Source organism: Novosphingobium sp. HR1a (genome assembly GCF_015594425.1).
Lineage (GTDB): Bacteria > Pseudomonadota > Alphaproteobacteria > Sphingomonadales > Sphingomonadaceae > Novosphingobium > Novosphingobium resinovorum_A.
On record NZ_JABXWS010000059.1, the window covers coordinates 17,456 to 43,114 of the forward strand.

The 25,659-nt window shown below is 65.8% G+C and carries 20 protein-coding genes; 13 read left to right on the forward strand and 7 right to left on the reverse strand.

The window, feature by feature from the left end:
* Positions 1 to 4 precede the first annotated feature (4 nt).
* Both HWN72_RS15950 and mutS read right to left on the reverse strand, forming a co-directional pair.
* Positions 5 to 220 (reverse strand): hypothetical protein, encoded by a 216-nt coding sequence (locus HWN72_RS15950; protein ID WP_036525743.1) that lies wholly within the window; start codon positions 218 to 220, stop codon positions 5 to 7.
* A gap of 127 nt (positions 221 to 347) precedes the next feature.
* Positions 348 to 2,966, reverse strand: coding sequence for a DNA mismatch repair protein MutS (mutS, locus tag HWN72_RS15955; RefSeq protein WP_202902842.1), 2,619 nt, complete (start codon positions 2,964 to 2,966; stop codon positions 348 to 350).
* Positions 2,967 to 3,082: 116 nt separating this feature from the next.
* Between mutS and HWN72_RS15960 the strand changes: the two genes are divergently transcribed.
* Positions 3,083 to 5,347, forward strand: a complete 2,265-nt coding sequence (locus HWN72_RS15960; protein ID WP_036525742.1) for an NADP-dependent malic enzyme — start codon at positions 3,083 to 3,085, stop codon at positions 5,345 to 5,347.
* Between the two features lie 305 nt (positions 5,348 to 5,652).
* Here the strand turns inward: HWN72_RS15960 and HWN72_RS15965 are convergent, their stop codons facing one another.
* Positions 5,653 to 6,369 (reverse strand): tRNA (guanosine(46)-N(7))-methyltransferase TrmB, encoded by a 717-nt coding sequence (locus HWN72_RS15965; protein ID WP_211150699.1) that lies wholly within the window; start codon positions 6,367 to 6,369, stop codon positions 5,653 to 5,655.
* A 116-nt stretch (positions 6,370 to 6,485) separates the two neighbouring features.
* Between HWN72_RS15965 and HWN72_RS15970 the strand changes: the two genes are divergently transcribed.
* Both HWN72_RS15970 and HWN72_RS15975 read left to right on the forward strand, forming a co-directional pair.
* Complete coding sequence (locus HWN72_RS15970; protein WP_069708561.1) at positions 6,486 to 6,842, forward strand: CidA/LrgA family protein; 357 nt, start codon at positions 6,486 to 6,488, stop codon at positions 6,840 to 6,842.
* Positions 6,839 to 7,537 carry an LrgB family protein gene (locus HWN72_RS15975; protein WP_211150700.1) on the forward strand — a complete coding sequence of 233 codons (699 nt, stop codon included), beginning with the start codon at positions 6,839 to 6,841 and terminating at the stop codon, positions 7,535 to 7,537. The genes HWN72_RS15970 and HWN72_RS15975 overlap by 4 nt, the downstream gene beginning before the upstream one ends.
* A 188-nt stretch (positions 7,538 to 7,725) precedes the next feature.
* On the opposite strand, the gene ctrA is transcribed toward HWN72_RS15975, so the two are convergent.
* From ctrA to HWN72_RS15990, 3 genes are all read right to left on the reverse strand, one after another.
* Positions 7,726 to 8,421 carry a response regulator transcription factor CtrA gene (gene ctrA, locus HWN72_RS15980; RefSeq protein WP_008832472.1) on the reverse strand — a complete coding sequence of 232 codons (696 nt, stop codon included), beginning with the start codon at positions 8,419 to 8,421 and terminating at the stop codon, positions 7,726 to 7,728.
* A 254-nt stretch (positions 8,422 to 8,675) separates the two neighbouring features.
* Positions 8,676 to 10,043 (reverse strand): putative O-glycosylation ligase, exosortase A system-associated, encoded by a 1,368-nt coding sequence (locus HWN72_RS15985; RefSeq protein ID WP_211150701.1) that lies wholly within the window; start codon positions 10,041 to 10,043, stop codon positions 8,676 to 8,678.
* Positions 10,036 to 10,245, reverse strand: coding sequence for a hypothetical protein (locus tag HWN72_RS15990; protein WP_375154525.1), 210 nt, complete (start codon positions 10,243 to 10,245; stop codon positions 10,036 to 10,038). The genes HWN72_RS15985 and HWN72_RS15990 overlap by 8 nt, the downstream gene beginning before the upstream one ends.
* A gap of 42 nt (positions 10,246 to 10,287) precedes the next feature.
* Between HWN72_RS15990 and HWN72_RS15995 the strand changes: the two genes are divergently transcribed.
* The 5 genes from HWN72_RS15995 (at position 10,288) to HWN72_RS16015 (ending at position 20,421) form a co-directional block, all read left to right on the forward strand.
* Positions 10,288 to 11,514, forward strand: coding sequence for a TIGR04063 family PEP-CTERM/XrtA system glycosyltransferase (locus HWN72_RS15995; RefSeq protein WP_211150702.1), 1,227 nt, complete (start codon positions 10,288 to 10,290; stop codon positions 11,512 to 11,514).
* Between the two features lie 35 nt (positions 11,515 to 11,549).
* Positions 11,550 to 13,496, forward strand: a complete 1,947-nt coding sequence (locus tag HWN72_RS16000; RefSeq protein ID WP_211150703.1) for a hypothetical protein — start codon at positions 11,550 to 11,552, stop codon at positions 13,494 to 13,496.
* Between the two features lie 279 nt (positions 13,497 to 13,775).
* On the forward strand, positions 13,776 to 18,413 hold the full coding sequence (gene gltB, locus HWN72_RS16005; RefSeq protein WP_069708566.1) for a glutamate synthase large subunit: 4,638 nt from the start codon (positions 13,776 to 13,778) through the stop codon (positions 18,411 to 18,413).
* A gap of 19 nt (positions 18,414 to 18,432) precedes the next feature.
* Positions 18,433 to 19,866 (forward strand): glutamate synthase subunit beta, encoded by a 1,434-nt coding sequence (locus HWN72_RS16010; RefSeq protein ID WP_036525735.1) that lies wholly within the window; start codon positions 18,433 to 18,435, stop codon positions 19,864 to 19,866.
* A 246-nt stretch (positions 19,867 to 20,112) separates the two neighbouring features.
* Positions 20,113 to 20,421: an antibiotic biosynthesis monooxygenase gene (locus HWN72_RS16015; protein WP_211150704.1), complete on the forward strand. Its 309-nt coding sequence runs from the start codon at positions 20,113 to 20,115 to the stop codon at positions 20,419 to 20,421.
* A 126-nt stretch (positions 20,422 to 20,547) separates the two neighbouring features.
* Here the strand turns inward: HWN72_RS16015 and ung are convergent, their stop codons facing one another.
* Positions 20,548 to 21,237, reverse strand: coding sequence for a uracil-DNA glycosylase (gene ung / locus HWN72_RS16020; RefSeq protein ID WP_211150705.1), 690 nt, complete (start codon positions 21,235 to 21,237; stop codon positions 20,548 to 20,550).
* A gap of 83 nt (positions 21,238 to 21,320) precedes the next feature.
* Here ung and HWN72_RS16025 point away from each other — a divergent pair, with 83 nt between their 5' ends.
* The 5 genes from HWN72_RS16025 to HWN72_RS16045 all read left to right on the forward strand — a co-directional run bounded on the left by HWN72_RS16025 (position 21,321) and on the right by HWN72_RS16045 (position 25,657).
* Positions 21,321 to 21,944: a ribonuclease D gene (locus HWN72_RS16025; protein WP_008832481.1), complete on the forward strand. Its 624-nt coding sequence runs from the start codon at positions 21,321 to 21,323 to the stop codon at positions 21,942 to 21,944.
* A 28-nt stretch (positions 21,945 to 21,972) separates the two neighbouring features.
* The gene (gene lptC / locus HWN72_RS16030) at positions 21,973 to 22,620 is read left to right on the forward strand and encodes an LPS export ABC transporter periplasmic protein LptC (RefSeq protein ID WP_008832482.1); all 648 of its coding nucleotides are present in this window, start codon (positions 21,973 to 21,975) and stop codon (positions 22,618 to 22,620) included.
* The gene (locus tag HWN72_RS16035) at positions 22,617 to 23,144 is read left to right on the forward strand and encodes an LptA/OstA family protein (protein WP_008832483.1); all 528 of its coding nucleotides are present in this window, start codon (positions 22,617 to 22,619) and stop codon (positions 23,142 to 23,144) included. The genes lptC and HWN72_RS16035 overlap by 4 nt, the downstream gene beginning before the upstream one ends.
* Positions 23,145 to 23,254: 110 nt before the next feature.
* Positions 23,255 to 23,686, forward strand: coding sequence for a hypothetical protein (locus HWN72_RS16040; RefSeq protein WP_156799863.1), 432 nt, complete (start codon positions 23,255 to 23,257; stop codon positions 23,684 to 23,686).
* Between the two features lie 33 nt (positions 23,687 to 23,719).
* A complete protein-coding gene (locus HWN72_RS16045) occupies positions 23,720 to 25,657 on the forward strand; it encodes a hypothetical protein (protein WP_211150706.1) in 1,938 nt (645 codons plus the stop codon).
* Positions 25,658 to 25,659: the final 2 nt, after the last annotated feature.

The window sequence follows — 25,659 nt, forward strand, 5'->3', positions numbered from 1 at the left end:
GCGGCTATTTCCCGCCCGTAGCGTTCGACCACGCCGCGACAATCTGGTGTGCCTGAGCCGCCTGCTCGGCATCGGCTTTCGCCTGCTGGGCCTGGTCGGTGTTCGTATCGCCATTGTCAGGCGTCGGGATCGAGCAGTACGCGGTCGCGAGCACCCCGGCCGACCACATCAACGCGTGCCAGCGACTCCGGAAAACATGCGTGATCTTGGTGCCGAACATGAGCCTGCATTAGCGTCTACAGGTTAAGATACCCTACCTCCGTCATTGCGAGCGCAGCGAAGCAATCCAGGGCAGTCTTGAACCGCCCTGGATTGCTTCGCTGCGCTCGCAATGACGAATGAGGGCTTCAGCCCTCCGTGCCTGCCTCGCGCTTGAGGTCGTAGAGGATTTCCAGCGCATCGCGCGGAGACAGCGCATCCACGTCCATGTCACGCAGCTTGTCGCGCAAGGTGTCGCACTCTTCCTCGCGGGTCGCCTCAGCGGCGGCGAACAGCGGCAGGTCGCCGAGGCCCGCCGCGAGGCCGCCGGTTTCGGCGCGGCCCTTCTCCAGCTTCTCCAGCACCGACTTCGCCCGGCTGATGACCTTGGGCGGAACGCCCGCCAACCGCGCCACGGCGAGGCCGTAGCTGCGGTCCGCTGGACCTTCGGCCAGTTCGTGGAGAAGCACCAGATCGCCCTTCCACTCGCGCGCGCGGACGTGGTGGAGCGAGAGCGCCTCGCAGGTTTCCGCCAGCCTCGCCATCTCGTGATAGTGCGTGGCGAAAAGGCAGCGGCAGCGGTTGGTTTCGTGCACCGCCTCGGCCACCGCCCACGCCAGCGCGAGGCCGTCGTAGGTGGACGTACCGCGCCCGACTTCGTCGAGGATCACAAAGCTGCGCTCCGAAGCCTGCGCGAGGATGGCGGCGGTCTCCACCATCTCGACCATGAAGGTCGAACGCCCCCGCGCGAGGTTGTCCGAGGCGCCGACGCGGCTGAACAGGCGATCGACCATGCCGATCCGCGCCGCCTTGGCGGGCACGAAGCCGCCCGCCTGCGCGAGCAGCACGATCAGCGCGTTCTGGCGCAGGAAGGTGGATTTACCGCCCATGTTCGGGCCGCCGATCAGCCAGAGCCGGTCATGGCTGGCGAGGCGGCAGTCGTTCGCCACGAAGCGCTCGCCCTGCGCCTTAAGGGCTGCCTCGACCACCGGATGCCGCCCGCCCTCGATCTCCAGCGCAAGGCCATCGACCACTTGCGGGCGCGTCCAGTTGCCCTCGGCGGCGCGTTCGGCCTGACCGGCGGCAACATCGATGCGGGCCAGCGCGGCGGCGGTGCGGGCGATCTCCCGCCGCGCGGCGACCGCCTCGGCCACCAGCGTCTCGAAATGCGCATCCTCCGCCGCGAGGGCATGGCCGCCCGCCTCGGTGATGCGCGCGGCTTCCTCGTGCAGCGCCAGCGCGTTGAAGCGCATTGCGCCTGCCATCGTCTGGCGGTGCGAGAAGCCGCTGTCGGGCTCCATCAGCCGGTCGGAATGCCGCTGGGCAACCTCGATGAAGTAGCCGAGCACGTTGTTATGCTTGATCTTGAGCGAGGCGACGCCGGTATCCTCGCGGTACTTGGCCTCCAGCGCAGCGATGGCGCGGCGGGCATTGCCCGACATCACGCGCAGCTCATCGAGCGAGGCGTCGTAGCCGCTGGCGATATAGCCGCCCTGCCCGCGTTCGGTCGGAGGCGTCTCCACCAGCGCGCGGGCGAAGTGATCGACCAGTGCGCCATGCCCGCCAAGATCGGGCAGTACGCGGTCCAGCAGCACCGGCACGTCATCCATCTGCCCCAGCCGATCGGCGATCCGGCGTGCACCGCTCAGGCCATCCCGCAACTGACCGAGATCGCGCGGAGAACCGCGCCCCGCCACCACGCGGCCCAGCGCGCGGCCCACGTCGGGCAGTGCCCGCAGCGCCGCGCGCATGTCCTCGCGCAGCAGCGCATCGCCGTGCAGCCATTCGACCAGTTCCAGCCGCTCGGCGATCGCCATGCGGTCGGTCAGCGGCGCGGAAAGATCGTCCGCCAGCTGGCGCGCGCCCGCGCCGGTGACGCAGCGGTCGATCGCGTCGATGAGGCTGCCCTTGCGTCCGCCGCTTGAGGCTTCGAGGATTTCGAGGCTAGCGCGCGTGGCTTCGTCCATCGCCAGTGCGGCGTCGCTTGCGCGCGCCTCTGGCGGGAGCAGCAGCGGCAGCTTGCCCCGCCCGACATGGTCGAGATAGGCGATGAGCCCCCCCGCAGCCGCGAGCATCGCCCGCGTGAAGGCCCCGAAGCCGTCGAGCGTGGCTACGCCGTGGACCAGCTTCAGCCGCTCCTCGCCGCCGTCGGAGGAGAATTCGTGGCCGCCGCGCCCGATGGCGCCATCGGGAGCCTGATCCCAGCCCTCGGGCACCACCAGCTCGCTCGCGCCCAGCCGGGCCAGCGCCGCCGCCAGCCGCTCGGGCGCGCACTCTTCCAGTTCCATGCGGCCGGTGGAGATGTCGCAGGCCGCGATGCCGACGATCCCGCGCACCTCGCAGGCCGCCGCCAGCACATTGGCGCGGCGCGGCTCCAGTAGCGATTCCTCGGTCAGCGTGCCCGCCGTGACGAAGCGCACGATGCCGCGCGCGACCAGCGACTTGGAGGCGCGACCTTCCTTGCGGGCACGCTCCTTGGCCTCGGCGGGGGTCTCGGTCTGCTCGGCGATGGCGACGCGGCAGCCTGCCTTGATGAGCCGCGCGAGGTAGCCCTCGGCCGCGTGCACCGGCACCCCGCACATCGGGATCGGCTGCCCCAGATGCTCGCCGCGCGTGGTCAGTGCGATGTCGAGCACCTGGCTCGCCGTCTTCGCATCCTCGAAGAACAGTTCGAAGAAGTCGCCCATGCGATAGAACAGCAGGCAGTCACCTGCCTCTTCGCGCAGCGCAAGGTACTGCGCCATCATTGGAGTCGCGCCGGAAGTCATGCCAGCAGCGTTAGCGGCGCACCTGTCATTTTGGGAAGCGGGGTGGGACATCCTTTCCCCTATCGCGTCGCGATTTCATCCGTTAGGGCCTCTGGCAAATCTGGGGAGATCAAGCTTTGTCCGATAAGTCCAAGGTCCAGTTCACCGATCGCGAGGCGCTGTTCTACCACCAGACCCAGCGCCCGGGTAAGATCGAGATCATCGCCTCCAAGCCGATGGCCACCCAGCGCGACCTCAGCCTCGCGTATTCGCCGGGCGTCGCCGTGCCGGTGCAGGCCATCGCCGACGATCCCGCCACCGCCTACGACTACACCGCCAAGGGCAACCTCGTGGCGGTCATCTCGAACGGCACCGCGATCCTGGGCATGGGCAACCTCGGCGCGCTGGCGTCGAAGCCGGTGATGGAAGGCAAGGCCGTCCTGTTCAAGCGCTTCGCCGACGTCGATTCGATCGACATCGAGCTTGCCAGCGAAGACACCGATGCGCTGATCGAGGCCATCGCGATGATGGAGCCCAGCTTCGGCGGCATCAACCTTGAAGACATCAAGGCGCCGGAATGCTTCATCATCGAGCAGACCCTGCGCGAACGCATGAACATCCCGGTCATGCACGACGACCAGCACGGCACCGCGATCATCGCGGCGGCGGGCCTCATCAACGCCTGCCTCATCACCGGCCGCAAGCTGGACGAGATCAAGGTCGTGGTGAACGGCGCGGGCGCCTCGGCGCTGGCCTGCACCTCGCTCATCAAGTCCATGGGCGTGAAGCATGAGAACGTCCTCGTCTGCGACACCAAGGGCGTGATCTATCCGGGCCGCGAGCGCGTGGACCAGTTCAAGTCCGCCCACGCCGTCTCGACAGACAAGCGCACGCTGACCGAAGCCCTCGTCGGCGCCGATGTCGTCCTCGGCCTCTCGGCCAAGGGCGCGATCACGCCCGAGATGGTCAAGTCGATGGCGCCCGAGCCGATCATCTTCGCGATGGCCAACCCGGACCCGGAGATCACCCCGCCCGACGCCAAGGCAGTGCGCCCCGACGCGATCGTCGCCACCGGCCGTTCGGACTACCCGAACCAGGTCAACAACGTGCTCGGCTTCCCCTTCATCTTCCGCGGCGCGCTCGACGTGCGGGCCACCGCGATCAACGAGGAGATGAAGATCGCCGCCGCCACCGCCATCGCCGAACTGGCCCGCGAACAGGTCCACGAGGACGTCGCGGCAGCCTACGGTGGTGAGACCCAGCAGTTCGGCCGCGACTACATCATCCCCGCGCCGTTCGACCCGCGCCTGATGGAAGTGGTGCCGATGGCCGTGGCGAAGGCCGCGATGGATTCAGGCGTTGCCCAGAAGCCGATCGAGGACTTCGAAGCCTACCGCGACCAGCTCAAGGCCCGCCTCAACCCGACCACCTCGGTCCTCACGCGCGTCTACGAGCAGCTGAAAGCCAACCCCAAGCGCGTGATCTTCGCCGAGGCCGACAACGAAGTCGTCCTGCGCGCCGCGATCCAGTACCGCGACTTCGGCTACGGCGAGCCGATCCTGGTCGGCCGCACCCAGACCATCCTCGACCGGATGGCGGACCTCGGCGTGCCCAACCCCGAGAGCTTCCACATCGAGAACTCGATGGTGTCCGAGCACGTCCAGCCGATGGTGGAGATGCTCTACGACCGCCTGCAGCGCCGCGGCTTCCTGAAGCGCGACGTGCAGCGCATGTGCAACACCGACCGCAACATCTTCGCCGCCGGCCTGCTCAAGCTGGGCGTCGGCGATGCGATGGTGACGGGCATGACCCGCCCCTTCGCGCAGTCGATGAAGGAAGTGCGCCGCGTGCTCGACCCGGCCGAGGGCGAACTGCCCTGCGGCATTCACATGATGGTCGGCAAGAACCACACCGTGTTCATGGCCGACACCACCATCAACGAGCGCCCCACGGCCGAGGAACTGGTGGTCATCGCCAAGGAAACCGCCGCCGTCGCCCGCAAGCTGGGCCACGAACCGCGCGTCGCCTTCCTCAGCTACTCGACCTTCGGCAACCCGGCAGGCAAGTGGCTCGACGCCACGCGCGAGGCGATCCAGCTGCTCGACCAGCAGGAGGTCGACTTCGAATACGAGGGCGAGATGGCCCCCGACGCGGCGCTGAACCCGAAGATCATGGAACTCTACCCGTTCTGCCGCCTGTCCGCTCCGGCGAACGTGCTGGTCATGCCGGGTCTGCAGTCGGCCAACATCTCGGCCAAGCTGCTCAAGGAGATCGGCGGGACGACCTCGATCGGACCGATGCTGCTGGGCATGGAAAAGCCCGTGCAGATCGTGCCGATGACCGCGATCGCGCCAGACGTGCTGACCCTCGCCGCACTGGCGGCGGCGGGAATCACGGGCTGAATTTGAAGGGGAGCATGCAGGGGTTTACCACCCCTGCACCCCGTATACCGTCGAGGCCGTGCGCGAAGCGACGTCGTTCCGCCAAGGCTTCGTCGGGAGACTTATAAAGCCTGCGGCGCAATTCCGCTGGCATATCCCCAACCTCGTCATTGCGAGCGCAGCGAAGCAATCCAGGGCCGCATAAACCGCCCTGGATTGCTTCGCTGCGCTCGCAATGACGAATGGAGGGGGTTGCGTAGTCCCCCAACGCCGCTGCACGCGCAGCGACGACAGTATGGGGGTCTGGGGCGATGGCCCCAGGACTTCTACTTCCGCCTGTACCGGAAGTACCAGACCTCATGCCCGTAAACCGTACGCGCCTTGTGCTCGTAGCGCGTCTGCGGCCAGCCGCCCGGGCGAACCTGAAAATCGCCGGGCTTCTCGCATAGCCATTCGAACTGTTCGGTATGCCGCTGCATCACCATCAGCGCATGGCGCAGGTAGATCGCGTGGTCGGTGCCGAAGCGGAACTCGCCGCCGGGCCTGAGCTTGGCGGCGAACATGTCGACCGGACCGTCGTTCATCATCCGGCGCTTGGCGTGGCGCGCCTTGGGCCAAGGGTCCGGGTGCAGCAGGTAGAGGAACGAGAGCGAGCCGTCCGGGATGCGCTCCAGCGCTTCCAGCGCATCGCCGTGATGGATGCGCACGTTGCCGATCGGCGGATGCGCGCCGTTGTCGCCGCTGACGTGGGTGAGCGCCTGCGCCACGCCGTTGAGGAACGGTTCGGCACCGATGAAGCCGTGATCCGGCAGCATGTCGGCGCGCTGCGCCATGTGCTCGCCGCCACCGAAGCCGATCTCGAAGTGGAGCGGGCGATCGTCTCCGAACAGCACCTGCGCGGTGATCGGGCCTTCCTCGGGCATGGAGATACGCGGGAGCAGGTCGTCGACGAGGCTCTGCTGCGCAGCGCGCAGGGGTTTGCCCTTGGCGCGGCCGTAGAGGCGGTTGAGCGTGGTCGGATCGCCGGATTTGTAAGCCGTCATGGCGCGCGCCGATACACAAGGGGGGCGAGACTCGCAATCGGGCATAGTTGCGCGGCGCAACTTGGCGGACCGAAATGCGGATTGCCGAGCATGTGTCGCCCTGCTTTATCCCGGTCATGCTGCGCGCCATCTTCCTCCTTCTCGCCTGCCAGCTTGCGGGCGAAGCGATCCATCGCATCACGAGCCTGCCCCTGCCGGGCGCGGTCATCGGCATGGTCCTGCTGGTCGGATGGCTGGCGCTGGTCCCGCGCGAGCGGCCGACGCTGACCGTGGTGACCGGCTGGCTCACCGCGCACCTGTCCATCATGTTCGTCCCCGCCGCCGTCGGGCTGATCGAGGAAGGCCCGGTTCTTTCGCGGTACGGCGTGGGGCTGGTGACGGCCACGGTGGCCTCCACGCTGCTGACGCTGATCGTGACGGCGCTGGTATTCCGCTGGGCCTTCGTCCGGTTCGCGCCGGAGGGCGAGGCGTGAGCGATCCCGCACTGCTGGCGACCCCGCTGCTCTGGCTGACGGTCACGCTGGGCGTGTTCGAGGTCTTCGACTCCCTATCAAAGCGCTGCGACCGCCATCCGCTGCTGCATCCGGTGCTCTGGAGTACGCCGGTGCTGATCGCCTTGCTGCTGGCGAGCGGCACCTCCTACGAGACATACAAGGCCGCGACCTTCCCGGTCAGCTTCCTGCTCGGCCCGGCGGTCGTCGGGCTGGCGGTGCCGGTCTGGCGCGAGCGGGCACGCATTCGCCGGCTGGCCATACCGATCGTGCTGGCGCTGGGTGCGGGCGCGGTGACCTCGATCGTCAGCGCGGTCGGCGTGCTGGCGCTTTTCGGCGCGCCGCGCGAGATTCTCGCCTCGATCGCGCCGAGGGCGACCACCACGCCCGTCGCGATGGCGGTGGCGGGACAGCTTGGCGGCGTCCCGGCACTGGCGGCGGTGATCGTGCTGTTCGCGGGCGTCTTCGGCGCGATGGTCGCGACGCCGCTACTCAATGCGCTGGGTCTGGGTGACTACCGCGCGCGCGGCTTTGCCCTCGGCGTTGCCGCACACGGGATCGGCACCGCGCGGGCGTTTCAGGTGGACGCGACGGCTGGCGCGATGGCGAGTCTGGCGATGGCGCTCAATGCCGTGGTGACGGCGGCGCTGCTGTCGGTGGTGGCGCTGCTGGTTTAAGGGTGTGCCTTGCCGCCGGGGCTTCGACAAGCTCAGCCTGAGCGGTTTTGAGAGCAGTTTTCCAAATCCCGCTCAGGCTGAGCTTGTCGAAGCCCCGGCGGCAAGGCCCGGCCGCTCACAAAACAACGGCCCGCCCCTCGAGAGGGCAGGCCGCCTTGGTTCCTGCAAGGGGTGCAGGGTAATCTGGCTTATGCCGCTTCGGCAGCCTCGTCCGGATCGCGCAGGACGTAGCCGCGGCCCCATACGGTCTCGATGTAGTTGGCGCCGCCGCAGGCATGCGCGAGCTTCTTGCGCAGCTTGCAGATAAAGACGTCGATGATCTTCAGCTCAGGCTCGTCCATGCCGCCGTAAAGGTGGTTGAGGAACATTTCCTTGGTCAGCGTGGTGCCCTTGCGCAGCGAGAGCAGCTCCAGCATCGCGTATTCCTTGCCGGTCAGGTGCACGCGGGCGCCATCGACCTCGACCGTCTTGGCGTCGAGGTTGGTGACCAGCTTGCCGGTGCGGATGACCGACTGCGAGTGGCCCTTGGAGCGGCGCACGACGGCGTGGATGCGGGCGATCAGTTCCTCCCGGTGGAACGGCTTGGTCACGTAGTCGTCCGCGCCGAAGCCGAACGAGCGGACCTTGCTGTCCATCTCGGAGATGCCCGACAGGATCAGCACCGGCGTCTGCACCTTGGCGACGCGCAGCTTCTTCAGCACGTCGTAGCCGTGCATGTCGGGCAGGTTGAGGTCGAGAAGGATGATGTCGTAGTCGTACAACTTGCCCAGATCGAGGCCTTCCTCGCCCAGATCGGTGGAGTAGACGTTGAATCCTTCCGCCGTCAGCATGAGCTCGATAGCCCGGGCCGTGGTCGGTTCATCCTCGATCAGCAGCACTCGCATGGGTCGGTTCCTTCTTGCCCCCGATGCCCGCGGCTGACGCAGCCTTTTGCGGACATTGCGTTGTATTAACCATATGACCAATGAAGGTTAAAGGTTAATTCGTCGTAAACGCCGGATTTTCCCTTAAGTATTTCAAACGTGGTTTCCGGCGTGACGGCGCGCGAACCGCGCCATTGCTCACCAGAACGGCGGACGGTGGTTAATGTTAAGGAAGCCGCGCAAGAAAATGAAAACGATTCGAGGCGGGCCGATTCTTAACCCGCCACGGCCTTCGCTACGTGCATCGGCTGACGGCCGCGGCGCATGCGCTCGGCCGGGCGGTCGATGCGCTTGAGGTAGCTCCACAGCCCGCACTGCAGCCCGATCAGCATCAGGATGAACGGCTGGAAGGCGATGCCGACGAACAGCGAGCCGATCATGTAGACGACCTGCGCCAGTTGCAGCGCCACCGCAAGCGGCGCGGCCCAGGCCTCGTCGGGTTCCTTGCGGCTTTTCCAGCGACGACGGATCATCTCCATCTGCACCACGCCCGAAAGCTGGAGCAGCAGCCACAGCGCGAAGCCGGGGATGCCCTGCTCGCCCAGCATCTCGAAGTAGCTGGAGTGGAACGCGCGGCCGGTCTCGACGACGGGGGTGCGGGTGATCGTCACGTTGCTGCCGGTGGTCTGGCTGGAGACGGTGTCGTAGGCGACCTTGCTGGACAGGTAGACCTCGAAGCCGCCGCCCATCGGATGGTCCTTCACATAGCCCAGCGTCCACTTCCACACGCCGATTCGGGTGCTGGCGGACTGGTCGGACTTGTGGTCCTCGATCGTGTTCATGCGCTGCATGTAGGATTGCGGCAGAAACGGCACGACTACCACCAGCGCCAAAGCCATGCCCGCCGAGATCAGCACCCGATTCTTCGCCGTGCGCAGATAGAGTCCGAACAGGATCGCCAGGCAGACGAGGCCGGTGCGCGCCTGCGTGCCGATCGGGATCAGCGAGCAGGCGAAGATCAGCGCGCCGGTGAACAGCCAGACCTTCCAGTCGGGCGGAAAGATCGTGCCATATCGCGCCAGCCACACCGCCACCGGAATCAGCGCGATGGCGACGCAGGAGATGATCGAGCCTTCGTAGAGCCCGGTGTTGTTCTCCACGAAGATGATGAGGCTGCCGTAGCCGCCGCCGCCCATCGCCGTCTTCAGCCCGCCGTCGATGATCAGCGCGCTCGCCGAAAGCACCATCGCCAGCGCCACCGCCTCGATTCGCAGGCGCGTGCGCAAGGTCAGCGGCAGGAACAGCGCGAAGACCAGTGCCTTCCACACCCACGACCACTTGGTTAGCGCTTCCTCGGGATAGTCGGCGGTGAACGTCGTTATGGCGCAGTAGAGCAGCAGCAGCCCGATCAGGCCCTGCCGCCAGCTGAAGCGCGAATCGCGCTTGTCATCGAACACCAGCCAGCCGAGGAACGCCGCCGAAAAGGCGATGAGCGAGATCGGCAGGCGCGTCAGGAAACCCCACGAGATGATCTGCGGCGCGACGATGTCGACGTAGAGGTAGCACAGCACCCAGAGGAACGGCCGCTTGAAGCCGAGCAGCATCATCGCCGCGAAAAAGCCGGTCAGCGCGAGGTTAAGCATCGCCGTGCTCCTCCTCTTCACCCGCCACTCGATTGACGCGCATCGGCGTTGCGGGCTTGCGGCCCGAGCGGGCCTGCGAATCGGTCCCTTCCGAATCGAGGTCTGACCGCCACAGCAAGCGCCATGCGGCGAGCAGCAGCAGTCCGTGCGATATGGCAAGGGCAAGGATGTCGACCATCGACAGCCGCGTTAGCAGCGCCAAGTTGACGGCGCGTTAAGCGTTCCCCGCTAGGAAATGCAGCTTATGACCCGCATTCTTCACGTGCTCGACCATTCGCTGCCGATCCACAGCGGCTATACTTTCCGCACGCGCGCGATCCTGAAAGCGCAGCAGGCGCTGGGCCTCGACGTGCGCGGCGTGACCGGCCCGCGCTACAACGAGGGCGACGAGGTGGTCGAGGAACACGAGGGACTCCTGTTCCACCGCGTCGGCAGTAAGGTTTCAGGCCCTCCGGTCGTGCGCGAGTGGCGTGAGATCGCCCTGTTCGCGGCGGGAATCGAGAAGGTGGTGCAGCAGTGGCGTCCCGACGTCATCCACGCCCATTCGCCGGTCCTGTGCGGACAGGCCGCGCTCAAGGTCGCCCGCAGGTACGGCATTCCCCTCGTCTACGAGATTCGCGCTTTCTGGGAGGACGCCGCCGTCGGCAACGGCACCGGCAGCGAGGGTTCGCTCAAATACCGCCTCACCCATGCGCTCGAAACGCATGTGGTGCGCAAGGCCGACGCGGTGGTGACGATCTGCGAGGGGCTGCGCGCCGACCTCGCCACGCGCGGGATTCCCGAGGACAAGATCACCGTCATGCCCAATGGCGTCGACCTTGCCCTGTTCGGCACGCCGCTGCCGCGTGACGAGGCGTTTGCCGCGCAGCTCGGCTTCGACGGCCCCGTGATCGGTTTCATCGGCAGCTTCTATGACTACGAAGGACTCGACGTCCTGATCGACGCGATGCCCGCTCTCGTTGCCCGCCAGCCGCGCGCCAAGCTGCTGATGGTCGGCGGCGGCCCGCGCGAGGAGGCCCTGCGCGCGCAGGCGGCAGCCTCGCCCGCAGCCGGGGCCATCCACTTCGTCGGCCGCGTTCCGCACCTCGAGGTGGACCGCTACTACGCGCTGTGCGACGTCATGGCCTACCCGCGCAAGAAGAGCCGCCTGACCGACCTCGTCACGCCGCTGAAACCCCTCGAGGCGATGGCACAGGGCAAGCTCGTCGCTGCCAGCGACGTGGGCGGCCACCGCGAGCTTGTCACCGACGGCTTGACCGGAGTGCTGTTCACCCCCGACGATGCATCCGCCTGCGCCGAGTCGCTGGCACGGCTGCTCGATGCCCGTGACGAGTGGGAATCCTACCGGGTTGCGGGCCGCAAGCACGTGGAAACCCGGCACGATTGGGCCGAGAATGCCCGTCGTTATCCTCTCGTTTACCAAATGCTGGCAGCAAAGACCGATCAAGCAGGGCTGGGAGCCGCCGCGTGAGCACAGGTCCCGGTTCAAGACATAAGGGTAATGCAGTGGCCGACACCAAGCTCACCATCGAGAGCGGCACCGAGGGCGCGGGCGCCAACGCGGGAACCGGCGGACAGCCGATCACGCGCCACCCGCTGTTCCCGGCGATCGTCGCACTGTGGTTCGGCGCGCTCGCCGGGCTTGGCAGCGTGATCGTCAGCTCCTCGACGATCGAGGGACTGGTGCTGGCGCTTGGCATCGACAAGGTGATCCCGATGGCCGCGCCGCCGCTCGGCACGACGATGCGCATCCTGCTGGCGCTCGGCATGACCGGCCTCGGCGCTGCGATCGGCGGCCTGATCGCCCGGCGCATCGCCCGCCCCGCCGCCCTGCCCGCAACCGACGCCGCCGAAGGCGATGAGATCGAGCAGGCCGCCGCCGCACCTGCGCCGACCGCGCGTCGCCGCCGTGCCCTCGCCATCGAGCCCGAAGCAGCCCCCGTCGCCGAAGAGCACGCACCGCTGCCCGGCGCACCGACCGACCCTCGCATCCTCAACGTCGCCGATTTCGACATCGACAGCTTCGACGAAGGCCACGACCAGCCCGTGTTCCGTCGCCCGGTGGAAGCCGCCGCCATCGACAGCACCGCCGACGATGCGGACGAGGACGACAACCTGCCTGCATGGCTCGATGCCGAAACCGCCTGGCGCGAGCCCGAATCGACGTTCGGCGCCGATCGCGGCGTGTTCACGACGCCTCCCGGCGCACAGATCTTCAAGGCCGAACTCGACGCCGCCGAGGAGGCCGCTCGCGAATACGTCGAAGCGCCCGTCGGCAGCCGTCTGTTCGAAGCCTATTCACGTGAATTCTCGCCCCGCAGCGACGTAAAGGCCGATGCGGCGCCGGAAACGGTCGAAGATCCTCTGGCCGGCGCCACTTCCAGCCTCGAAAGGGCCGCGCCCGGCTTCAAGCTGCTGCCGCGCCTGCCGCAAGGCGACTGGGACGCGCCCGAGGCCGAACTCGAAGCGGAAGAAGCGCCTGCGTGGTCCGTACCGGCCTTCGCGGCACCTGCTGCGGAAGAATCGCCTTCTGATGAAGCGCCCTCCGGCATCGAGATCGTCGCTTTCCACGAAGAGCCCGCGCCGTTCGCGGCTCCCTTCGAAGCGGAACCGGAAGCTCCGGCCGAAACTTTCGTTGATGCCGTGGAGGAACCGCGGTCGAGCGCCCGCATCGCCGATGCCGACCTCGGCTCGCTGTCGCAGGTCGAACTGCTCGAACGCCTCGCGCTCGCCATGGAGCGCCGCCGCGAGGATGCGCGCCGGGCCGCCGAGGTAGCCGTCGTGATCCCGCAGGCCATCGTCGCGCCATTCGCCGCGCCGATCGCCGAAGCTGAGCCCGAAGCGCAGGACGGTTACGTCGACGCTCATCTGCCGGAAACCGCCCCGTCGTGGCCCGCCGCCGTACCCAGCGCGCTGCGCCCGATCGCGCTCGATCCGATCGACGATGCCGTCGAGCCGCTGGAAGGCTTTGCCCCGCCCCGCCACATCGGCCTCACCTCGAGCGAAGAGCGCCCGGGCTTCGACGAGCGCTTCGACCCGCACGCGGCCATCCCCTTCCCCAGCAGCCCGTTCCCGCACACCGCCTTCGAGGCGGAACCGGAAGCCGCTGAAGACGAGGAAGAGGATTCGGTCCTGCAGCAGGGCTATGCCTCGCTGTTCAACCTTTCGCGCCACGCAGCCGTCCGCAAGCCGTTCCTCCAGTTCGGCGATCCCGACGAGGCAGGCGACGAGCTCGCCCATGCCACCCCGGTGGACTCCGCCGAGGAAATCCAGGAGGAAAGCCTGGAAGCCGCGCCGTTCGGCCGCCCGGTCCTTCTCCCCGACCCTACCGGCGAAGCTCCGGCGGACTATGAGGAGCGGCCCTTCGACGCCCCGCGCAACGATCCGGAGGCCACCGAACGCGCCCTGCGCGCGGCGCTCGCCACGCTGCAGCGCATGAGCGGAGCGGCCTGAAACCGCCCTTCGACCACCTCAAGCGGATTCGAAAACCCCCGTCCGGCGCAATCCGGGCGGGGTTTTTGATAATAAAATGCCGGGAAATCCGTCATCCACGCCATCTTGCTGCGCAGCTAGCCGTGTTCGCCATTGCAAAACGGTCCCTGAATCGTCATGGGGACCGTGGGGTCACTATGCCGCGTGGGGTCGTTCGTACGATTCGGTGCGAATCCGCAGGCATGCCCAAGTGATCCCCTGCCAAATGGCGCCAAAAAAACACAGGATGGGTTTATATCGATGGGATTTCCTAAGCCCCAGGGCCTCTATGACGCGCGCAATGAACACGACGCCTGCGGTGTGGGCTTCGTCGCCCATATCAAGGGCCAGAAAAACCACGCGATCATTACCCAGGCTCTGGAGATTCTGAAAAACATCGACCACCGCGGTGCGGTGGGCGCCGACCCCTTGCTGGGCGACGGCGCGGGCATCCTGACCCAGATTCCCGACCAGCTGCTGCGCACCTGGGCCACTTCCGAGGGCCTCGAACTGCCGCAGGCGGGCGACTACGCGGTCGCCATGTGCTTCCTGCCGCAGGACGATGCCGCGCGCGAGATGATCGTCTCGATCTTCGAGAAGTTCATCAAGAAGGAAGGCCAGCACCTGATCGGCTGGCGCGACGTGCCCGTCACGCTCGACGGCCTCGGCAAGACCGTGCTCGAATCGATGCCGGTCATCCGCCAGTGCATCGTCGGGCGCGGTGAAAGCTGCGCCGACCAGAACGCCTTCGAGCGCAAGATCCTCGCGATCCGCAAGCAGACCCAGAACCCGCTGGCGGCGCTGGCCGAGAAGCATGACATGCCGGGGCTCACCGAGCTTTACATGCCGAGCTTCTCGACCCGCACGATCGTCTACAAGGGCCTGCTGCTGGCGACCCAGGTGGGCTCGTTCTACGACGACCTGCGCAACCCGGAATTCGTCTCGGCCCTCGGCCTCGTGCACCAGCGCTTCTCGACGAACACCTTCCCGAGCTGGAAGCTGGCGCACCCGTTCCGCTTCATGGCGCACAACGGCGAGATCAACACGGTTCGCGGCAACGTGAACTGGATGAACGCGCGCCGCCGCACCATGGAATCGGAGCTGCTCGGCGCCGATCTCGACAAGATGTGGCCGCTGATCCCGCACGGCCAGTCTGACACCGCGTGCCTCGACAACGCGCTCGAACTGCTGATCGCGGGCGGATACTCCATGGTTCACGCCATGATGATCCTGGTGCCCGAGGCATGGGCCGGCAACCCGCTGATGACCCCGGAACGCCGCGCGTTCTACGAATACCACGCCGCGCTGATGGAGCCGTGGGACGGCCCGGCCGCCGTCGCCTTCACCGATGGCCGCCAGATCGGCGCCACGCTGGACCGCAACGGGTTGCGCCCCGCGCGCTTCCTCGTCACCGACGACGACTTGTGCGTCATGGCGTCCGAGAGCGGCGTCCTTCCGATCAAGGAAGACAACATCGTGCGCAAGTGGCGTCTCCAGCCCGGCCGCATGCTGCTGATCGACTTCGAGGAAGGCCGCATCATCGAGGACGAGGAGATCAAGACCAAGCTGGCCGAGGCCGAGCCCTACGAAGAGTGGCTCGATCGCACGCAGTACAAGCTGGCCGATCTCGATGTGATCGAACCCGAACTGGCCGAGCTGCCCAAGCCCACCGGCACGCTGCTCGATCGCCAGCAGGCGTTCGGCTACACGCAGGAAGACACCACCCGCTTCCTCGAACCGATGGCCGTCAACGCCGACGATCCGCTCGGCTCGATGGGCACCGACACGCCGATCCCGGTGCTGTCGCACAAGTCGCGCCTGCTCTACGACTACTTCAAGCAGAACTTCGCGCAGGTCACCAACCCGCCGATCGACCCGATCCGCGAGGAACTGGTGATGAGCCTGGTCACCATGATCGGCCCGCGCCCGAACCTGCTGGGTCATGACGCCGGCACGCACAAGCGCCTCGAAGTCAGCCAGCCGATCCTGACCGACCTCGGCCTTGCCAAGATCCGCTCAGTGGAGGCCGCGCTCGACGGCGCGTTCCGCACCGGCACCATCGACATGACCTGGGACGCCAAGACCGGCGCCGCCGGGCTTGAGCTGGCGATCAAGGAAATGTGCTGGGCCGCGACCGAAGCGGTGCTGGCGGACAAGAACATCCTGATACTGTCCGACCGCAGCGTCGGCCCGGACCGGATCGCCATGCCCGCGCTGCTGGCGACGGCGGCGGTCCACCACCACCTCGTCCGTCAGGGCCTGCGCATGCAGACCGGCCTTGTCGTCGAAACCGGCGAAGCGCGCGAAGTGCACCACTTCTGCGCTCTGGCAGGCTACGGCGCCGAAGCGATCAACCCCTACCTCGCGCTCGAAACCATCGAGGAAATGCGGGTCCGCAAGAACCTGCCGGTCTCGGCCGAGCAGGCGGCGAAGAACTACGTCTACGCCATCGGCAAGGGCATCCGTAAGGTGATGTCCAAGATGGGCATCTCGACCTACCAGTCGTACTGCGGCGCGCAGATCTTCGACGCCGTCGGCCTGTCCACCGCGTTCGTCGACAAGTACTTTTCCGGCACCGCCACCACCATCGAGGGTGCGGGCCTTGCCGAGATCGCGGAAGAAACCGTGCGCCGCCACGATGCGGCTTACGGTGACAACCCGGTCTTCAAGAACATGCTCGACGTGGGCGGCATCTACGGATCGCGCGTGCGCGGCGAGGAACATGCCTGGACCAGCGAGAACATCGGCCTGCTCCAGCACGCCGTGCGCGGCAACGTGCCTGAAAAGTACCGCGCCTTCGCGCAGACCATCAACGACCAGTCGGAGCGCATGCTCACGATCCGCGGCCTGATGGACTTCGTGCCCGGCCAGTCGATCCACATCGACGACGTCGAGCCCGCGAGCGAGATCGTGAAGCGCTTCGCCACCGGCGCAATGAGCTACGGCTCGATCAGCTGGGAAGCACACACCACGCTGGCCGTGGCGATGAACCGCATCGGCGGCAAGTCGAACACCGGCGAAGGCGGCGAGGATCCCAAGCGCTTCAAGCCGCTGGACAACGGCGACACCATGCGCTCGTCGATCAAGCAGGTCGCCTCGGGCCGCTTCGGCGTCACCACCGAGTACCTGGTCAACGCCGACGACATCCAGATCAAGATGGCGCAGGGCGCGAAGCCCGGCGAAGGCGGCCAGCTGCCGGGCGACAAGGTAGACAAGACCATCGGCGCGACCCGTCACTCGACCCCGGGCGTCGGCCTGATCTCGCCGCCGCCGCACCACGACATCTACTCGATCGAAGACATCGCGCAGCTCATTCACGATCTCAAGAACGTGAACCCGACCAGCCGCGTCTCGGTCAAGCTGGTGTCCGAAGTGGGCGTGGGCACCGTGGCTGCGGGCGTTTCCAAGGCGCGCGCGGACCACATCACGATCTCGGGCTACGAAGGCGGCACCGGCGCTTCGCCGCTGACCTCGCTGACGCACGCGGGCTCGCCCTGGGAGATCGGCCTCGCCGAAACCCAGCAGACCCTGCTGCTCAACAACCTGCGCAGCCGCGTGGTGGTCCAGGCCGACGGCGGCCTGCGCACCGGCCGTGACGTCGCGGTTGCCGCGCTGCTCGGCGCCGAGGAATTCGGCTTCGCCACCGCGCCGCTGATCGCGGCGGGCTGCATCATGATGCGCAAGTGCCACCTCAACACCTGCCCGGTGGGTGTCGCCACGCAGAACCCGGTGCTGCGCGCGCGCTTCACCGGCCAGCCCGAGCACGTCATCAACTACTTCTTCTTCGTGGCGGAAGAACTGCGCGCGATCATGGCCGAACTCGGCTTCCGCACCATCCCCGAGATGGTCGGCCGCGTCGATCGCCTCGACATGAAGAAGGCCATCAGCCACTGGAAGGCCAAGGGCGTCGATCTCTCCAAGGTGCTCTACCAGGCACCGCTGGGCGACGGCCCCTCGCTGGGCTGGAGCGAAGTGCAGGACCACGGCCTCGAACACGCGCTCGACAACGCGCTGATTGAGGGCGCTGCCGATGCTCTGGAAAAGCGCGAAGCCGTCCGCATCGAAAAGCCCGTCATCAACGTCAACCGCACGGTCGGCGCGATGCTCTCGGGCGAGGTGGCGCGTCGCTACGGCCATGACGGTCTGCCCGACAACACGATCAACGTGAAGCTCACCGGCGTCGCCGGCCAGAGCTTCGCCGCCTGGCTTGCCCACGGCGTCACGCTCGACCTGACCGGCGATGCCAACGACTATGTCGGCAAGGGCCTGTCGGGCGGCCGCGTGATCGTGCGCCAGCCGAGCCACGTGAACCGTGACCCGCTCAAGAACATCATCGTCGGCAACACCGTGCTTTACGGCGCGATTTCCGGTGAGGCGTTCTTCAACGGCGTCGGGGGCGAGCGCTTCGCGGTCCGCAACTCGGGCGCGATCGCGGTCGTCGAAGGCTGCGGCGACCATGGCTGCGAGTACATGACCGGCGGCGTCGTGATGGTGCTGGGCAAGACCGGCCGCAACTTCGCGGCAGGCATGTCGGGCGGCATCGCCTACGTCTACGACGAGGACGGCGAGTTCGCGAAGCTGGTCAACCCCTCGATGGTGGACCTGCAGCCGATCTCGGCCGAAGCCGACGAGGACGAAGGCACGGGTCGTCCCCAGCAGCGCACCGTCTCGGTCCGCGACCTGGGTATGGGCGACATGCTGCGCCACGATGCGGAGCGCCTGCGCATCCTGCTCGAACGCCACCACCTGCACACCGGCTCGAAGCGAGCCCGCGCATTGCTCGACGACTGGGCAACTACGCTGGGCAAGTTCGTCAAGGTGATGCCGCGCGACTTCGCGAAGGCCCTGCGCCAGCAGGAAGCCGAACGCCTCGAAGCCGCCTCGGTCGCAGCAGAATAAGATTTAGGAACGTATCACAATGGGCAAGGAAACCGGCTTCCTCGAACTCGACCGCAAGGACCGCACGTACGGTCCGGTCGAGGATCGCCTCAAGAACTACAACGAGTTCGTCGTCCCCCTCTCGCCCGAGGCGCTGAAGGCACAGGCGTCGCGCTGCATGAACTGCGGCGTGCCGCACTGCCATACCGGCTGCCCGGTCAACAACATCATCCCGGACTGGAACCACCTGGTCTACGAGGACGACTTCCGCAATGCGCTGGAAGTCCTCCACTCGACCAACAACTTCCCCGAGTTCACCGGCCGCATCTGCCCCGCCCCGTGCGAGGCCGCATGCACGCTGAACATCATCGACGAGCCCGTGACCATCAAGTCGGTGGAATGCGCGATCGTCGACAAGGGATGGCAGGAAGGCTGGATCACGCCGCAGGTGCCTGAGAAGCGCACCGGCAAGTCGGTCGCCGTCGTCGGCTCCGGCCCGGCGGGCATGGCCTGCGCCCAGCAGCTGGCGCGCGCCGGTCACTCGGTCACGCTGTTCGAGAAGAACGACCGCGTCGGCGGGCTGATGCGTTACGGCATCCCCGACTTCAAGATGGAGAAGCACCTCATCAACCGCCGCCTCGTGCAGATGATGGCGGAAGGTGTGGAGATCAAGACGTCGGTGGAAGTGGGCGTCACCGTCTCGGTCGCCTCGCTCAAGGAGAACTTCGACGCGGTGGTCTTCGCCGGCGGCGCGGAAGACCCGCGCCCGCTCGCGATCCCCGGCTTCGAGCTTCCCGGCGTGCGCTACGCGATGGAGTTCCTGACCCAGCAGAACAAGCGCAACGCCGGCGACGACGAACTGCGCGCCGCCCCGCGCGGCACCCTGTCGGCCACCGGCAAGCACGTCATCGTCATCGGCGGCGGCGATACCGGTTCGGACTGCGTCGGCACCTCCAATCGCCAGGGCGCCGCTTCGGTGACCCAGCTGGAGATCATGCCCAAGCCGCCGACGATGGAAGACAAGGCGCTGTCGTGGCCGTTCTGGCCGCTCAAGCTGCGCACCTCGTCGAGCCACGAGGAAGGCGCCACCCGCGACTGGGCCGTGCTGACCAAGCGTGTCATCGGCGACAACGACGTCAAGGGCCTCGAATGCGTCCGCGTCGAGTGGAAGGGCGGCAAGATGCAGGAGATCGAAGGCAGCGAGTTCACGCTCGAAGCCGACCTAATCTTCCTCGCCATGGGCTTCCTCGGCCCGCGCAAGGCCGGCATGCTCGACCAGTCGGGCGTCGAACTGGACGCGCGCGGCAACGTGAAGGCGAACGTCTTCGAATACCGCACCAGCGACGAGAAGATCTGGTCCTGCGGCGACATGCGCCGCGGTCAATCGCTGGTCGTTTGGGCGATTCGCGAAGGCCGCCAGTGCGCGCGTTCGGTGGACGAGGCGCTGATGGGCGTGAGCCAGCTGCCGCGCTGATCCTTCGCAAGGTATCGGATTGAGAGAGGGGCGTGCCGAAAGGTGCGCCCCTTTTTCGTTGCGCTTTGCCTCGGGGACTTCGACAAGCTCAGCCTGAGCGGAATTTAAAGAACGGCTCTCCAACCCGCTCAGGCTGAGCTTGTCGAAGCCCTCGCCGCACGCATCACGCCCGCGCGATCACTTCTACCGCCGCCTTGACCCCGAACCCATCGCCCGGCTCTCTCCGCACCCAAAGGGAGACCCGTCATGCTGCTCGAAATCGCGGAAATCGAAGTACGTCCCGGAGCCGAAGACCAGTTCGCCAGCACCATGCGTGATGCCGGGATAGCCCACCTCGCCACCTGCGAGGGCGTCGTCTCCGCCCGCTTCGGACGCGGGGTGGAGAACCCCTCGAAGTTCACCTTCAACGTCGTGTGGACATCGATGGAAGCGCACCAGAACGCCCGCACGCTTGAAGCATTCGGCAAATTCCGAGCCTGCTTCGGCGATCTCTCGATCGGCGGCGCAATGAGCCACTACGTGATGGACGAGGCGGTAGAGGGCCGTTCGGCCTGACTCGTCGTCCCGGACTTGATCCGGTACCGCTGGCCGAGCCACGCCCATCCTACTGCGCGCGCAGCGTGAACTGCGCCTAAAGACAGGCACCGGTCCCGGATCAAGTCCGGGACGACGAATTCGGAATCACCAGTCGATCGTGCCGCGCCCATGCTCCGCGAGAAACGCATTGGCCCGGCTGAAATGCCCGCAGCCGAAGAATCCCTGATAAGCCGACAGCGGGCTCGGATGCGGCGCCGTCAGCACCAGATGATGGCTCTCCATGAGACCCGGCACGCTCAGCGCCTTCTTCTTCGCATGGCTGCCCCACAGCATGAACACGCAGGGCTCCGCTTTCGCCGCCACTGCCGCAACGGCCGCGTCGGTGATCGCTTCCCAGCCGCGCTTCTGGTGCGAACCGGCCTGCCCGGCCTCCACCGTCAGCGCGTTGTTGAGCAGCAGCACGCCCTGCCGCGCCCAGTGCTCCAGATTGCCGTGTCCCGGCGCCGCAACACCGCAGTCGGTCGCCAATTCCTTGTAGATGTTGACCAGCGAGGGCGGCACTTTCACCCCCTCCTGCACCGAGAACGACAGGCCATGTGCCTGCCCCGGCCCGTGGTAGGGGTCCTGCCCCAGGATCACCACGCGCACCTGATCGAGCGGGGTAAGTTCCAGAGCCCGCAGCCGGGTGCCGCGCGGGGGATAGATCACCTTGCCCGCCGCTTCCTCGGCCTTGAGCCAGCCGCCAAGCCTGCGCGCCTCGGGGGTGGCAAGCACCGGCCCCAGCGCGGGAGCCCAGCTCTCCGGAACGGCCTGGACGTCCTGTGTTGCCGACATGCCCTCAACCTTTCCGAAAAACCCGCGCGGCAGTGCGCGCGCCATTGCGAAACCGCCAGCCAGTCCCTAAGCATTTTCGGATCATGGCTGTCCATCTCCACGAAGAAGATCTCCCCGAAGGCGTGCTCGCGCCGGGTCCCGTCGCTATCGACACCGAGACCATGGGCCTCATCACCGCCCGTGACCGGCTCTGCGTCGTGCAGATTTCGGACGGCAAGGGCGACGAGCACCTCGTCCGCTTCAAGCCCGGCAGCGATTACGCCGCCCCGAACCTGAAGGCCGTTCTGGCCGACCCGGCGCGCCTGAAGCTGTACCACTTTGCCCGCTTCGACCTTGCCGCGATCGAGCACTACCTCGGCGTAACCGCCGCGCCGGTGTTCTGCACCAAGATCGCCAGCAAGATGGTGCGCACCTATACCGACCGCCACGGCCTGAAGGACCTGGTGCGCGAACTGCTTGGCAAGGAAGTGTCCAAGCAGCAGCAGTCGAGCGACTGGGGCGCCCCTGAACTGACCGAGGCTCAGAAGGACTACGCCGCGTCGGACGTGCGCTACCTGCATGCGATGCACGAAATCCTCGTGGTGCGTCTGGCGCGGGAGAACCGCACCGAACTCGCCCAGGCCTGTTTCGATTTCCTTCCGGCGCGCGCCCGGCTGGACCTTGCAGGCTGGCCGGACCACGACATCTTCAGCCACGAAGCAGCCTGACCCGTCCACGGGAGTTACCTGAAACGCCATGTCCGTCGAAGCTATCAAGATCCAGAACCGCCGCCGGCACTTCGCCGCGCCCGGTGGCTCGCATGATCGGCTCGTCGGGCTGCTGGCAAAGGTGCTCCCGGCGGGTATCGGCCTTGTCGCCGCCGTGATGATTCTCGTTCCGCTGTCCCCGCGCGGCGAGATCAGCTTCCTGCTCGACCGCAACAAGGTTGCGATCACCAGCGAACGCCTGCGCGCGGACGATGCCGCCTATCGCGGCAAGGACAACAAGAACCGCGACTTCACGGTCAATGCCGGAACCGCCGTGCAGAAGAGCGCGACCACGCCGATCGTCGAGATGCTGGGCCTCAAGGCCCTGATGAACCTCAACGACGGCCCGGCCGAAATCGTCGCCCCGCGCGGCGCCTACAACTACGACAGCGAGCAGATCGCAATCGATGGTCCGGTCAACTTCGCCGCTCCCGACGGGTACAAGATGACCACGCGCAATGTGGCCATCGATGTGAAGCAACAGACCGCCGTGGGTACAGGGGGTGTCGATGGCACCGTGCCGACGGGCACCTTTCGTGCGGACTCAATGAAAGCCGACCTCGAGAACCGCACCGTGACCCTCGAAGGCAACGCCCGCCTGCGCATGACGCCGGGCAAACTCAGGATACCGCAATGATCGCCGCCCCCCGCATGCTCTACCGTACCGCACTGGTCCTGCCGGTGCTGGGCCTCGCCGCCCTTGCCGGGTCGCAGCAACTGGGCGCGCAGGTCTTCAACGGTCACAACTCCAACGCCCCGGTGGACTATGCCGCCGACCGCATCGAACTGCAGGACAAGCAGGATCGCGTAATCCTGTCCGGCAACGTCGACGTGAAGCAGGCCGAACTGCGCCTGCGCGCGTCGCGCACGGTGGTGAACTTTACCAATCAAGGCTCGATGCAGATCCAGCGCATCACCGCGAGCGGTGGCGTTGTCGTCTCTCGCCCCGACGAAACCGCGACGGGTGATGTCGGCGTCTACGACTTCAACCAGCGCATCATCACCATGACCGGCAATGCCACGATCAAGCGCAGCAACGGCGACGTGCTGCGTGGCGGCCGACTGGTGGTGGACCTCAATAGCGGCGTCTCCTCTGCCTCGGCCGGACCGAATGGTCGGGTATCCGGCACATTCTCGGTGCCGAAGCAGAAGGGGAACTGAGCCTGCAAAGGCTTACTCTCAATTAAGAATATTTAACCTAAATGGCGTTTTCCTACACAATTTGAGATGCGTATCTGGATAAGGGTTCCGTTCCAAGCCGAGGAGCCCCAATGCCCACCAGCCCTATCCAGATGCCTTCGGGCTATGCGACCGCCTTCGCTATCGGTTTCACCGATGGAGAAAGCAGCAGTCTGTCCTTAGTGGAAAACGGCCGCCCCCTGCCGGTCACGACGCTGTCGGCTTCCACCCCCGAACCTCTGACTGGCACTACGGCGACCAGCACATCGACTGGGCCATTCCTTCCAGCGCCGGGAAGACCGGTATTCATTACCCTGACAGGAATCTGGCAAGGTTCCGCCACCCTGCTCCGTTCTATCGATGGCGGAGTGACGCAGCAGCCCCTGACGCTGGGGGGCGATGCCTGGGGCACTTTCTCGCAAAATGTTTGTGAGCCGGTGTGGGAGGAATTCGAAAGCGGTGCTGCTCTCTACCTCGCGATTACCCTGACTTCGGGGTCGTTAACCTATCGGGTCGCGCAATAGCCGACGCAAACTTTTCCGTAGGAGAGACGATCCATGCCTATCGATATCATTGCGCGCGGTGCGAACACAGCCCATCGCCGAAACCTTGCTTCCAAAGCGCCGCGCAAAGGCGCTTCACTGATCGGAATGGATAGCGGCGGAACCGTCCGGGACCGTATAAACTGGGTCACACCTGAATCATTCGGGGCCATCGGCGACGGCAGTGTGGCCAATGCCGCGATTGATACGTCTGCGCTTCAGCAAGCAGTGAACTCTGGCAAGCCGGTTCTGCTTCGGCCTGGCGCAATCTACCAGATCAATGCCGAGATCAGGCCCCCCGACGGCACGGACCTTGTCATAAGCGGGCATCGCAACACGGGAGACAAGCAAAGCGTCTTGAACGCTGCCCCCGGATTCAAGGGCTGGATGCTGAGACCGAAGGCGTCCTATGATATCCGCGACGTAAAACTCAATGGCAACAATCTCGATGGCTGCTATCTGATTGGCAGCCCCGATGCCGCATCGGCGGGAATCGCCCGGATCGAGCGCGTCTACGTCGCCAATGCGGATATTGGCATATTCTTCGATACGGCCTGGAATCATCCTTGGGGACTCTATTACAATCAGATCGTTGGCGTCGGCTTTAGAACTGGGGGGATCAACCTTGGTGGCACAAGCGGTGCCGGCTCGTCGGGCGAGAGTGCCTGGACGATGGACAATATCAACATCAACGGAAGCCCTTCCGGGAATGGCATCGTTGCCAGCGATGTCGTCATTACTCCGGGAACCCCAGATTCCACGCACGACACCATTGCGTGGAATAACGATGCACCCCCACGCTACGGTTGGTGCGTCATGCGTTCCGCCGACGGTAGAACCGGTTGGCATGTCCCGCCAAACTGGGTGAGCGGCGGCCTTTCAGCCAACACATTCTCCGCCAGCAAAACAGCCGGGGAGAATTGGCAGTATGCCGTCGTCCGAATGACCCGCGGTGTATCCATCCGTCGCGGCAAGGCAATCTGGGCAGGAGTCGTCCAGTCAGAATATTTCGGCATCGGCCTGTATTTCCAAGATATCGTCTCGGCAGATGTGCGTCAGTACTATGCCGAAACACGAGATCGATTCCCGCCGTTGCCACAGTTCTGTGGAATATTCGCTGCCAATTCAAACGTATCCATCGGTGGCGGTTGGGTCGAACAACTTGGTTACGGCCTGATCGCGGCTTCGAACGGGCGCATCAACCTGACAGGCCCGTTCCGCACCAACAATTGTAGGTGGGGCAAAGCCGCGATCGGCGGAGCGACAACTCAAGCGATGCGACTATTCGGAGATTTGATGGCAACGGGTACGACACCCAACACCATCGTTCCTTTGACAGGCAGTGCCTACGATTACACTTCGGCGGGTGTCGAGCACGATACCGATAACGCCGCAATGACATCTTACGTAGATGGCGCGGGCGGGTCTGGATATTCCGTAAGGCGTCGTGGAGTTACCAAGGGACGTTTCTACGCCAACACGTCCGGATACTCCCAGCTTGAAGCCGAATATATCAAGATCGCCCAGCCCGGTAAGTCGGCACTGGTTCCTATCGCGAACAAGAATTACACGACCGCCATAACTCCGGGAGCCTCCACCCCATTCATGACACTGTCGGGATTGCCGACAAATTCCGCAGCCGCAGCCAGCCTGTTCATTCAGATTGTCGGACGAGACGCGTCCTCTGTGGTTCGACAATCGCAAGCATGTCGACTTGACATCTCGTTGATCGAGACGGCTGGAACAGGGGTCGTCGCGTCCGTTGTATCCTCAAGCCCGGTGGCAGCGATACAACTAGGGACCATGGGAAGTCCGGTGTTTGCCACCAGCGCAACGAACGGCACCGTCATGCTCACATGCACGGTGAATTCCAGCATGCCATCGCTATCGTTGTATGCCGTGCCCATCGTCGGCACCGCCGAAGCGCAGACCATAAATATGGTCCAGTCGTAAAC

Coding starts and splice junctions, on each gene's coding strand:
- HWN72_RS16025 (WP_008832481.1), top strand. CDS start 21,321: ATGGCTGTCCATCTCCACGAAGAAGATCTCCCCGAAGGCGTGCTCGCG.
- HWN72_RS15985 (WP_211150701.1), bottom strand. CDS start 10,043: ATGCTTAACCTCGCGCTGACCGGCTTTTTCGCGGCGATGATGCTGCTC.
- HWN72_RS16010 (WP_036525735.1), top strand. CDS start 18,433: ATGGGCAAGGAAACCGGCTTCCTCGAACTCGACCGCAAGGACCGCACG.
- gltB (WP_069708566.1), top strand. CDS start 13,776: ATGGGATTTCCTAAGCCCCAGGGCCTCTATGACGCGCGCAATGAACAC.
- HWN72_RS16045 (WP_211150706.1), top strand. CDS start 23,720: ATGCCTATCGATATCATTGCGCGCGGTGCGAACACAGCCCATCGCCGA.
- HWN72_RS15970 (WP_069708561.1), top strand. CDS start 6,486: ATGCTGCGCGCCATCTTCCTCCTTCTCGCCTGCCAGCTTGCGGGCGAA.
- lptC (WP_008832482.1), top strand. CDS start 21,973: ATGTCCGTCGAAGCTATCAAGATCCAGAACCGCCGCCGGCACTTCGCC.
- HWN72_RS16035 (WP_008832483.1), top strand. CDS start 22,617: ATGATCGCCGCCCCCCGCATGCTCTACCGTACCGCACTGGTCCTGCCG.
- ctrA (WP_008832472.1), bottom strand. CDS start 8,421: ATGCGAGTGCTGCTGATCGAGGATGAACCGACCACGGCCCGGGCTATC.
- HWN72_RS15950 (WP_036525743.1), bottom strand. CDS start 220: ATGTTCGGCACCAAGATCACGCATGTTTTCCGGAGTCGCTGGCACGCG.
- HWN72_RS16015 (WP_211150704.1), top strand. CDS start 20,113: ATGCTGCTCGAAATCGCGGAAATCGAAGTACGTCCCGGAGCCGAAGAC.
- HWN72_RS15995 (WP_211150702.1), top strand. CDS start 10,288: ATGACCCGCATTCTTCACGTGCTCGACCATTCGCTGCCGATCCACAGC.
- mutS (WP_202902842.1), bottom strand. CDS start 2,966: ATGACTTCCGGCGCGACTCCAATGATGGCGCAGTACCTTGCGCTGCGC.
- ung (WP_211150705.1), bottom strand. CDS start 21,237: ATGTCGGCAACACAGGACGTCCAGGCCGTTCCGGAGAGCTGGGCTCCC.
- HWN72_RS16040 (WP_156799863.1), top strand. CDS start 23,255: ATGCCCACCAGCCCTATCCAGATGCCTTCGGGCTATGCGACCGCCTTC.
- HWN72_RS15965 (WP_211150699.1), bottom strand. CDS start 6,369: ATGACGGCTTACAAATCCGGCGATCCGACCACGCTCAACCGCCTCTAC.